This window comes from Microcoleus sp. D2_18a_D3, assembly GCF_036702455.1.
Taxonomy (GTDB): Bacteria; Cyanobacteriota; Cyanobacteriia; order Cyanobacteriales; family Microcoleaceae; genus Microcoleus.
This window is the reverse complement of record NZ_JAUBTK010000061.1, coordinates 38883-49507: the sequence shown is the minus strand read 5'-3', so window position 1 is coordinate 49507 and position 10625 is coordinate 38883. Positions and strand designations below refer to the sequence as shown.

Below are 10625 nucleotides of genomic sequence, written 5' to 3'. Positions count from 1 at the left end.
AGCTTATAGTATCAAGGGACTCGCGAGTTCATTCATCTTTCTAAATCCTGTTTTCTTACTTTTTCAGCAAGCCCTAAATAGGCGTTATTTTTCCGAACCTACTTCCGTTATTTTTAGACTCAAAACAGCCGAAAACCTTGTAAATTCGTGAAACCTCCCTCAAATTAGGGGCTAAATGCTCAAATTAACTTCCGCTATTTTCCGAAACTGATTCCCTTATTTTGAAACAAGCAGCGATCCACTCTTCAGCTAGTGCGTAACTGCGGACTCTTGACCCCGAACCTGCTAAAACTGGATGGATCAAACTACCTTCAGTCCACTCAAGCAGCCATTCGCGGGCCGTCTTGTCCGAAATCCCAAACCAGGATGCAACATCTGAAACGTCGATGGCAAAAGGATTTTCCACTCCATCCAAAACCCTTGCCAAAAGTCGGGTGAGGAGTTGTTGAGAGCGACGTGGCAATGCTTCCCAGGGTAGGGCATCAGGAGAAGCGCCTTGATAAAGAGACTTAGCTTTAGCTTGCAGTTCATCGGCGGCACGAGCCATCGTCTCCACAAAGTAAAGCAGCCAGGGCGTGTGGTCTGGGTCGTGGCGACCTTCGTAGAAGTTCACCGGCAGTCCCATCTGCAACGAACGGTAATAGCGATCGCGATCGGCATTAAAATACTCATCAAATGAGAAAAACCCTCGCATTCGATAGCCGGAACGCCACAGTTCAGCAGTAGCCAATAGCCGTCCCGTGCGACCGTTCCCGTCGTTAAATGGATGGATACTGAGAAAGCGGTGCGTCAGAATAGCCGCACGGATAGGGGCTGACCATTCTGCTGCTGTCGTTGAAGATAGCCAATCGACTAATTCCCGCATCAGGGCGGGTACGTCCCCCGGTTCCGGTGGTCCGTAATCGATCGCCCGCGTGACTGTATCCACCACAGGGCATTCTGTAATGCGATACTCGCTTTTGCTACCCCGCCGCCCGCGACCGCGCACGATGACTATTCGGTGCAGTTCTTTGATAAATGCTTCTGTAATCGGGGTTTGGGCTTCTGCGAATTCTTCCACCCGATCGAGTGCCCGCCAGTAATTTCGGACTTCCTGTTCAGCATCACTTCCCGTGCGCGAGCTCCTGGCGATCGCCCGTCGCACCGCCGCTTCATCCAAGGGATTACCCTCAATCTGAGTAGAGCTGCGCGTACTTCTTTGCAAAGCATCGTGGCGCAGGCGTAGAGTCGTATCAGGTGGCAATGGTAACACCTTAATGACAGCACGGGCACCCTCGATGACTCCCAAATGCTTAACCAGATTGTGATTGTATGAGAAGCGGGGAATAAAGCTCATAGACTAATAGTTCTGAAGTTCGCGATCGATTTCTTCAACAGTTCTGGAAACATGACGGCTGCGGATTTCTGTAAGCAATTCCAACACTTTACGCCGCCCGCCTTCAGGCTTTTCTGGTATAATCACAAAAACTTCAACCTCTTCACCAACAGAACCAGGCGGCACTTGAATTTCAAGTTTATTTCCTGCAAGAACTTTGGTTGTAATTCGTATTGCTGACTGCATAATTCCTCCTTTGCGATGATTAATTTTCAACAGCCCCTAAAGCTTTGAGCGTAACTTTCTCAACTTCCGTTAAACCCGTAACTCCAGCAATATTCATGTTTTCATAAGGTCTGTCACTTTTGAGGATTTTGAGGCACTCACCAGTCTCAATCTCCCACATCATAATTGTGCCATCCCGACTACAAGCAGCAATAATTTTTTCATTTGAACTGAAGGCAACTGAGTTAATTCTACTGGTATGATCTTGCAAAATTTTGAGACATTCACCTGTACGGATATCCCATATTCTTACCGTTCCATCTACACTTCCACTAGCAACTATTTCACCAGAATAACTAAAGGCAACTGAACGTATCCAATCAGTATGCCCGTGAAAAATATTGAGGCATTCACCGCTGTTGATATCCCATAGTCTGACTGTTCGATCGACACTACCACTAGCAAGTATTTCACCGTTGTGGCTAAAGGCGATCGCGCGCGCCCAACCCGTATGCCCCTGCAAGATTTTGAGGCATTCACCAGTATGGATATCCCACAGCCTTACCGTTCCGTCATAACCTGCACTGGCAAATATCTCGCCCAAAGGACTGAAGGCAGTCGAGTGTACAGAATTGTTATGCCCCTGCAACGTTTTGAGGCATTCGCCAGTACCGATATCCCACAACCTCACCGTTTGGTTATAACCTGCACTAGCAAGTATTTCACCCGAAGGACTGAAGGCGATCGATCGTGTTTCATTGCCAAATTCTGGCAAAGTATGGAGGCATTCACCACTGCGAATATCCCACACCCTCAATGTTTCGTCATAACTGCTGCTAGCAAGCCTTTCACCATTTGGACTGAAAGCAACCAAGTTTACCCGATCGAGATGCCCGTGCAAGATTTGGAGGCACTTACTGCTGCTGACATCCCACAGCTTGACTGTTTTTTCGTCATCGCCGCTGGCAAACATTTCACCGTTTGGACTGAAGGCGATCGACCTTACTTGATTGCTATGCCCTTGCAAACTATTCAAGCATTCACCGCTGTTGATATCCCACAGCCTCAGCGTTTTATCGTAACTGCCACTAACAAGTATTTCACCGTTTGGACTGAAAGCGACTGACCCTACTCGATCGTTATGCCCTTGCAAAGTATTCAAGCATTCACCGCTGTTGATATCCCACAGTTTTGCAGTGCGATCGAAACTTCCACTTGCGAGTATTTCCCCCGAAGGACTAAAGGCGATTGACCGTACTCGATCGAAATGTCCCTCCAAAGTTTTGAGACATTCACCGCTACCGATATTCCACAGCCTCACTGTTTTGTCGCCACTTCCACTAGCAAGTATTTCACCAGCAGAATTGAAAGCAACTGAATACAGGTTTTTAGTATGTCCCTCCAATATTTTCAGACATTCACCACTGTTGATATTCCATAGCCTTACTGTGTTGTCGCCGCTGCCACTGGCCAACATCTCACCAGCAGGATGGAAAGCGACTGAAAACACATTTTCAGTATGACCGTGCAAAATTTGCAGGCATTTACCCGTGCGGATATTCCATAACCTTATCGCGCGATCGAAACTCCCGCTAGCAAGTATATTCCCATCAGGATGGAAGGCGACTGACATTACTGATTCGGTATGTCCCTGCAAAACTTTTAAACATTCACCAGTCTTGACATCCCATAACTTGATTGTATTTTCATAACTGCCACTAGCAAGTATCTTACCGTCAGGACTGAAGGCGACAGACTCCACCACGTTGGTATGTCCTTTACAGGTCAATATTTCTCTGCCACTGCTAGCTTCCCACAAGCTAACTACGCCATCACTATCACCTGTAGCTAACAGTTTGCCATCAGGACTAAATATTACTGACCGAACACTGCTGAAGATTTTAGTAAAATCAGAATTAGCTAAATTTGCTTCAGCAAAATTGACGCGGTGCAAGCTAGCATTTGTAAAATCAGCACCTAAAATAACTGCACGAGAAAGGTCTTTTCCTTCTAACGCAGTGCGATCGATTTTCACCAACACCGTCGCCGCATTCCCTCCCACATAATCTACCTCACTTTCACTTTTTCCCCGCGTTGCTTCCAGAATTTCCAATAATTCCTCCGTAGCTGCCCCTACATCGAGGCAGGGCCGGCACGAGTGTACAGCCCCTACCATTGGCAACAACAAATCCATCACTGCTTTTGTCAGCGGCGCGTGTCCGAAACTCTGACGGAGTTGCCCTAAATCTTCAGCAGCAAATCCCTGCAAAGGCGCGATAAGTTCACCATTATTTCTCTTTTTGGCTTGCAATCGACAATAATTAGACCAAGCATATTTTTGAGGCGCTGCATTACGATCTAAACAAGACTGTTCTGGCGCAACTAATTCGGTAAAATCAGCCGCCAAAACTCCCAATTCCGCCGCAAATTTATAAGCGACAAAAAACTCTAATAACGAACGGTGGGCTGGAGTATAATCGCCATCTGCATTGCGGATCAGCATCGTTTGACCCATCATGTCATAATGCCAGTGGTCTAAGTCTTTTTCCTCTTGGACGACGGAACCAAACAGGCCTCGAATGCGATCGGGAAAACCGCGATAATTGAGGCTCATTTGGTCGGTAGACAGCATTTCCCAAGACAGTTCGCACAAAAAGTAAAGCTTATCTGCTACAGAAGTAAAAGTACGTTCTGCTTTGATATCTCTCTCTATCTTCCGCCGCACCGCATACAGATAAATCCGCGACATATCGACGGGTTTTCCAGCTTCAATATCGGGCAATGCTTCCAAAATTAACTCTGTCATCACCGGGCGACGCGCTAAATCTAATAGTTGCGGGTTTCCCATGACTTTTTCGACTGTCGCCGCTTCAGTTTGAAATGACAGCGCTTGCCGAATTTGCGCGTCGTTAAATTTTTCTAGTTCTAAGACTTCAAATTGGGGAGTTTCGCCAGTTAAAATGGTTGTTGATGCTTGCAGTTCTGCATTGAACAATGCCCGTCCTTCCTTGCCTTCAGGAAAGTGTTCGGTACGGCAAGTGAGGATGACTTTTGCGCCGGGAACAACGGCTTTTGCTAATTCCCAGAAGTTGTTGATGGTTTCTTGCCGATCGCACTTAGCGGCCATTTCATCAAAACCATCGAAAATCAACAGAAATTTGCCCATGCGATTCAGTTGTTCAAAAGCCGAATAACCTGCCAAAGGTATCTCGTGCTTGCGAAAGAAAAACTCGGAAAATAGCGACTCAACGCTAACTGCTTTGGCGTAATCTCGTAAAGGAATTACTAACGGCAAACGCGGACGTTCCAAGCCGCGCTTTTGAGCTTCTTTGTAGCGTTGCAGCGCCATCCAAGCATAGTGCATCGCAAACCAAGTTTTCCCGGTTCCAAATTCTCCTAAAACTGAAATATGTTCTTTTACTGGATCATTCAACCACAGGTCAATATAACCTTCGATCCAGCCATCTCGCCCGTCATAATGACTGACGCCTATCTTGCGGTTAGTATCGGGGTCAATTTCTTCTTTCGTACAGGCTAGCGGCACATATTTGGTATCAATTTCTCGGCTAGTAATTTCTGTTTCTAGCCAATCCAGATAAGCGGTGAAATCGGCATCTTGGTCGAGTAATTCATCGAAGGTATAACAAGCTAAATCGCGATTTTCATCTTTTTCTACTTCATCCCGCGCGGCGCGACTGATGCGGCGGGCGGTGACTAACCAGCCTTCATCGGTGCGCTGTCTTTCCACCGACTCGCGCAAAGCTGAGATGTCTCTGAGTCCCGCTTCTCCGGCAATTCCGCGCACTAAAATGCGATCGTACTTTTTGCGTCTGACGGGAACATTGATAATCAATTCAAAATAGTTATCTTCCCAAATTTCATATTTCTCAAACTGATAATTTAATGTTTCAAACCAACCTCGAACTTGTTGCGATAAAATAAAAACTTTAGACTTTTGAATATTAGTTGATGCTGCGGCGGGAAGTGCGGGATAATCTTCAGCTTCCAGTCGTGCAAATTCGGTGCGAATTCCTTCGATAGTGGGAAGGCGTTCGATGCGATCCATTACCATAGATAGGCGTTTTTGCAAAGAGGCGATCGCATTTCCCACCATCACATCTCCCAGCGTCCGCGTCCGCTTGGCTACTTCCATAAACACGGCGGCAAATGCCATGAATTCCCGTCGGGGGTCAATGCCTAAATCTCGAATTTCTTTGCCTAAAGCACTCTCATTCAGATATTCATCGCCTGCTTGAATTAAAATGGCTGGGCTATCGGACTCGAAAGCTTTGCGAAATGCTGATTCAATCTCTTTTTGGCGAAACAGTTCTAAAATCTGCTTGGGTTTGCCAGCGCCGTATTCTACTAAAGTATAAACATAAACTCCGCTAAAATCTGCCGGCGGAGCATCGGGGTCGAGGTTAAATCTTTTTAATAATTTGATTACTGTTTCGTTGCGCTGAAACTTGTCTTTGACGGTGCCGAAGGGAATTGCCGTCAGGAGGCTGATAACTAAGTCGAGACTAATTGGGATCATGGAGGTATTCCTATTTGTCCGTGGAAGTAAGGCTCAAATCGGTAGGCTGTGTCCCTGAAATGCGTTGCGACAGCAAACTGCTGTAATTCTATGTTAACAGGAGTTACGCACTCCGGCAAAAGAAACCGGGTTTTTAGAGACTCTGCTGGCTGGAACGAAATTTTTTCGGAAAAAACCCGGTTTCTGACTACCCGTGCGTAGGTTATATTCAGTTAATTAGTTTAGCATATTTTACCACAAATGACGATAAGAAAACCGAGCAAAAACCGATATGTTTTGTAGTAGAATTAACTGTCATATTATTTGTTATATCCTGAATGCAAAAGCTAAAATATAGATAACTTACAAATAAATCTTGCTAACTATGAAAATACAATCGTCTGTCTTAGTCCACCTGGGATTTGGCAAATATGTACGCTCCGATCGAGTAACAGCAGTAATACCAATTGAAGAAGAACGGGGGCCAGGTCGGCGCACTTTTGTGCACGTAGACGGCGAAGCAGACCCGATCGTTGCTTCGCGCGCGGAAGATACAATTGTTCGCGATTTGGTGCAGGAACCGCGCGAAATAACTCAAGCTCGGCAGCAACAAGAAATCCTCCAAGATTTGCTGGCCGATTTGAGCAATGTTAACGTCACCGTGCGCCGCATCAGCCGCGATGAAGGCGGACTCGATCTCGAACGTTTGGAGCGCCGCATTCGCCAAATTTTAGACGCCTAAAAAAGAAAGACCGCCCGGGCGGTCTTTCTTTTTGTTTGTGTCGCTAAAAATTTTCATCTAAGGGTTTCAATGTAATTTCGATGTCCGATAAACCGGTGAGTTTTTCCACCACGGGTTCTTCTTCAACTCGCGGTACAAAAATAGTTAAACCTCCCGGAACGCACTCAATAGAAACCGGAGTCATGCCGATGATTTCGCCGTCTACAACCACTTTTTGAGGCGGCTCAGTAGTAATTTTTACTTTTTTTGCCCGCAAATAACCGATGTCGTCGCGATCGGTAGGATTGCCGGTCAAAGCTGTTTGCAATAGGTGATAAGAAGCTGCGATCGCCCCTGCTTTATTCTGAGGCGCCACCAGCGTTATGTCCAGCAAGCCGTCATCAAAAATAATCCCTGCCGGGCCTTGAGCTAAAATGGAAGTAGCCGGCGCTGCATTCGCCACTGTCACCGCCACAGCAGTAAGGCTGATAATTCTATCTTCGGTTTCGATTTCCGCTTCAAATCTTTCTAAATTGTTTAACTGTTTAATTCCCGATAGAATGTAAGCCAGCATTCCCCAGCGATTCTTCATTTCGCGATCGGCTAGTTCGACGGTTTCCGCCTCAAAACCCACTCCTGCTAACAAAACCATCGGCATTTCATCGTTGCAAATCGCCGCATCCACCACCCGCGTCAACCCTCCCAAAATATTTTCACAGGCGGTTTCAATTGTATTCGGAATGTCTAAAGCATTAGCAAAAGCATTAGCAGTTCCCCGCGAAATAATTCCTAAAGGAATATTTGTGCCCACAATCGCCCCAGCAACTGCGGATAATGTGCCGTCGCCCCCGCAAGCAATAATTGCCTCAACTCCCCTAGCAACTGCTTCGCGGGCGATTTGATCTGCGTCTAATTCGGGGGTTGTCAGCCGAATGTCTAAGTCAATAAGAGGCTCTAAAAGTTCCTGAATTCTAGCTAAGTCTTGGTCGGGGTCGCTGTTACCGGCGACGGGATTGAAAATTAGGCAAGCTGAACGTTTCATATTTGGGAATTGGTAAGGGGTAATTGGTAATTGGTAATTGCTCATTGATAATATTATGTCCGGTCAATTGGCAACAATCAAATTGGTTTGTAGTGAGAACTCCAGTCCTCATCAAACTCGCTGGGACTTAAGTTCTCGCTACAAACCTAGAACGGTGCAGTATTTGTGCTAGAGGTTTAATTAAGACTTGACAAAAGTCCACTCTAAGACTTCGCGGGGAGCTTTGTGCAACGCTTCCTTGATTTCCTGGTTGCTGTCGAACTTGACTTTATCCAAAAGGCACGCTTCGACGTTCACAGTAAACTTATCTTCTTCAAAAGGCCAAGGAGTTACAGTCACGAGTTCGTTGCTGTGCTGTACAATATCGTAGCGCTTTCCGTCCGGGCCGACACTAATTTCTAAAGCTCGTTCTCCGGCGGGTAACTCGCGGCTGCAAAGAATTAATGATAGCCGATCGCACCACTGGAAAAAAGCATAAGCTGCCTTAGCATCTTCCTCGGAAATATTCAACTCTTTTTGCCATTTTTTTTGATTTTCCAGTTGTTCGTCCAAAAACTCATCGAGTTCCTTCGACTCTCCCCGCTTTCCTTCATTGAGATAGCTCATGTGCATAGAAATCAGCATTGCTACCCACCTACCGCGATAGAGGGAATTCTCCGTCATGGCTTTAATTTTCGGCAGAGAAGTTTCCGTCTGCAACGTAAAATCAAAGGGCGCGCCCGCTTCAGTCAAAATATTTTCTTCCCATTCTTTCTCCAAATCGTCGTGATGGGAAATAGCCGCTATGGTTTCATAGAGGCGAAGCGGAGATTTCGAGCGCTTCCACTGTCCGCCAAGTTGCGCCGCGAGTAAAGCGTGGGCGCGGTGGTAAATAATTTCCCAGCCGGTGGCGGTTAAATTAGCAATCATTGAATTTTTCTCCTCAATTAAGTTAATACGAGTATTTTGTGACAGCATTCGGATCTCGATCGCCCCTAGCCTTAAAAAAGCGGGAACCGGAATCGGTCAAAGCCCAGGTTTTTCAAGGGGATCGAGACTTACAGAAAAACGAAAGTTAAATCACAAAAGGTTCGATCGAGATATCCTGCCATTTCCCCTCAAATCGTTCGACAACCAAAGGTCGGATGCGGAACTTCGGGGGACACCCATCGAGAACATCAATCCGCAAACACGAATAAGGACGGCGTTTGTAGGAACCTTGACCGCTGCGGCCGACAAATAGCAAAGATTCCGCTACCCGCCGGCTGGCTGTTTCGGAACCAGACTGCCGCGCCAACCGATAAGCTTCAGGACTCAAAGCTTCCTGCAACATCGGCCCTTCCGGGCGCTGGCGGCGGAGACTGTGACCGCTTCCCCCGCAGACAATCCAATTAATCCCAGAGTCGCCGTGTCCAGTATCCCCAGTCCGCAGGTATTCCAAACAGTGAGCGTGGCCAGTCAGCACCAAATCTACTAGCGGACGCCCCCGCGCCACCTCCCCAACTGCATCGGCCACCCCGTCGAGCACCTCGCGCAATCGCAACCGAACCGCCAAAGTTTGAGCTTGATTCCACTTTGTCGCCTCTGTCACGTAGGGGGGATGGTGCAGGTAAATTACCCGCCCCCGCACCTCGGAATCGCGCCAAGAGTCAATCAGCCTTTTTTTCAGCCATTCGAGCTGTTCAACGTCGGTGGCGGCTGTTCTGTCGGGGGACAGTTGTTTGTCAATATCCATCAACATTTCGTCAACTTGCTCTAATTTGGCGGTCAAGTCGTCTAGCTGTTCGTCTTCCTCGGGAATTTCGGGCTTCAGCCGATCGCACATTTCGAGCATTACCAATTTTTCTTGTTCCAATTTCTGGCGATCGAGTTCCAAATCCTGGCGGCGAATGTCGCCCTGTTTGGTTTTCGGGATCGGTAACGGTTCGTTGAAGGTGTTGGAGTCGAGGGCGAAGAAGTCGATGCCGCCGCTGCGGAAGGTGTAGTAGCGGTTGGGTAAGCGGGTAAAGCGTCCGGGTTGGTAGCGGAGGCAGCGGCCTGTGCTGGTGCTGGCGGTGTAGTGGGCGTCTAGGTGGCGATCGAGCTCTCCCGGCATTTTGTGAGCTTTGAGGTAGTCGAGAAAGGCTTTAGCGTAGGTATTTCCGCGATCGGAACCGTGCCAGCCGACATCGAGATCCAACTTGGAACCCAACAGCCGGCGCAGCGGTAAAGCTGTGGCCGACAGAATGCCGTAGACTATCGGCAAGTCGTAATAGTCGTGGTTTCCCGGTACGGGCAAAAACGGAAAATTAAACACCATGCGATCGTAGGCAATCCGGGAGGGATGCTCGCCGCCGACAATAAATTCTCGGTAGGGGCGAATAAAGTTTTGCAAGTAATATTCGCTGGAACCTACGAGATAAACGACATCGCCCGTGTGGAGGACGAAACGGCAAGTTTCGCGCTCCGAAACCATCAGTTCGGCAATCTGCCGCTGGGGATTGTAGCCGCGGTGATTGCCCGTGCCGCTGTCGCCTACGACTAAAAACGAAAACTCTGGAGAGTCGGTGGTTTGAGATTCTAAAACCATCCGAGTTTGGTCGATTCCCCGATCGACGATCGAGTGTTCTTGCCACCGCACCCGCTCTTTCATTTTGCGGATTTTGACTGTTATTTGCGGGTCGGAAACGAATTTCAATTCACCTCTTCTCCAAAATTGCTGAGTTCCTAGTTATTAATATTGCAGCGATCGGGCGAGTTTTTACATCTCTCTAAAAGCTGAAAATCGAGGCGCGGGTACTCCGAAACCGGGTTTTGGACGAGAATACAGCGTTACAACTCACATCTT

At 47.6% G+C, this 10625-nt stretch carries 7 protein-coding genes; 1 reads left to right on the top strand and 6 read right to left on the bottom strand.

The window, feature by feature from the left end; all coding sequences use genetic code 11:
- Positions 1-184: 184 nt before the first annotated feature.
- Genes QUB06_RS24115 through QUB06_RS24105 form a run of 3 tightly spaced genes read right to left on the bottom strand, consistent with a single transcriptional unit; the run spans position 185 to position 6077 of the window.
- On the bottom strand, positions 185-1336 hold the full coding sequence (locus QUB06_RS24115; protein WP_333287610.1) for a Fic family protein: 1152 nt from the start codon (positions 1334-1336) through the stop codon (positions 185-187).
- A gap of 3 nt (positions 1337-1339) precedes the next feature.
- Positions 1340-1561 (bottom strand): hypothetical protein, encoded by a 222-nt coding sequence (locus tag QUB06_RS24110; protein WP_333287612.1) that lies wholly within the window; start codon positions 1559-1561, stop codon positions 1340-1342.
- Positions 1562-1580: 19 nt separating this feature from the next.
- Entirely contained in the window at positions 1581-6077 is a 4497-nt protein-coding gene (locus tag QUB06_RS24105) for a WD40 domain-containing protein (RefSeq protein WP_333437424.1), read from the bottom strand.
- Positions 6078-6441: 364 nt separating this feature from the next.
- Between QUB06_RS24105 and QUB06_RS24100 the strand changes: the two genes are divergently transcribed.
- Positions 6442-6798 (top strand): hypothetical protein, encoded by a 357-nt coding sequence (locus QUB06_RS24100; protein ID WP_006631047.1) that lies wholly within the window; start codon positions 6442-6444, stop codon positions 6796-6798.
- 43 nt (positions 6799-6841) lie between these two features.
- On the opposite strand, the gene QUB06_RS24095 is transcribed toward QUB06_RS24100, so the two are convergent.
- The 3 genes from QUB06_RS24095 to QUB06_RS24085 form a co-directional block, all read right to left on the bottom strand.
- Positions 6842-7864 carry a YegS/Rv2252/BmrU family lipid kinase gene (locus tag QUB06_RS24095; protein ID WP_445251415.1) on the bottom strand — a complete coding sequence of 341 codons (1023 nt, stop codon included), beginning with the start codon at positions 7862-7864 and terminating at the stop codon, positions 6842-6844.
- Between the two features lie 135 nt (positions 7865-7999).
- Positions 8000-8728, bottom strand: coding sequence for a DUF3891 family protein (locus QUB06_RS24090; protein WP_333437423.1), 729 nt, complete (start codon positions 8726-8728; stop codon positions 8000-8002).
- 145 nt (positions 8729-8873) lie between these two features.
- Entirely contained in the window at positions 8874-10475 is a 1602-nt protein-coding gene (locus tag QUB06_RS24085) for a metallophosphoesterase (protein WP_333437422.1), read from the bottom strand.
- Between the last annotated feature and the right edge of the window lie 150 nt (positions 10476-10625).

Coding starts and splice junctions, on each gene's coding strand:
- QUB06_RS24115 (WP_333287610.1), bottom strand. CDS start 1,336: ATGAGCTTTATTCCCCGCTTCTCATACAATCACAATCTGGTTAAGCAT.
- QUB06_RS24110 (WP_333287612.1), bottom strand. CDS start 1,561: ATGCAGTCAGCAATACGAATTACAACCAAAGTTCTTGCAGGAAATAAA.
- QUB06_RS24105 (WP_333437424.1), bottom strand. CDS start 6,077: ATGATCCCAATTAGTCTCGACTTAGTTATCAGCCTCCTGACGGCAATT.
- QUB06_RS24100 (WP_006631047.1), top strand. CDS start 6,442: ATGAAAATACAATCGTCTGTCTTAGTCCACCTGGGATTTGGCAAATAT.
- QUB06_RS24095 (WP_445251415.1), bottom strand. CDS start 7,864: ATGAGCAATTACCAATTACCAATTACCCCTTACCAATTCCCAAATATG.
- QUB06_RS24090 (WP_333437423.1), bottom strand. CDS start 8,728: ATGATTGCTAATTTAACCGCCACCGGCTGGGAAATTATTTACCACCGC.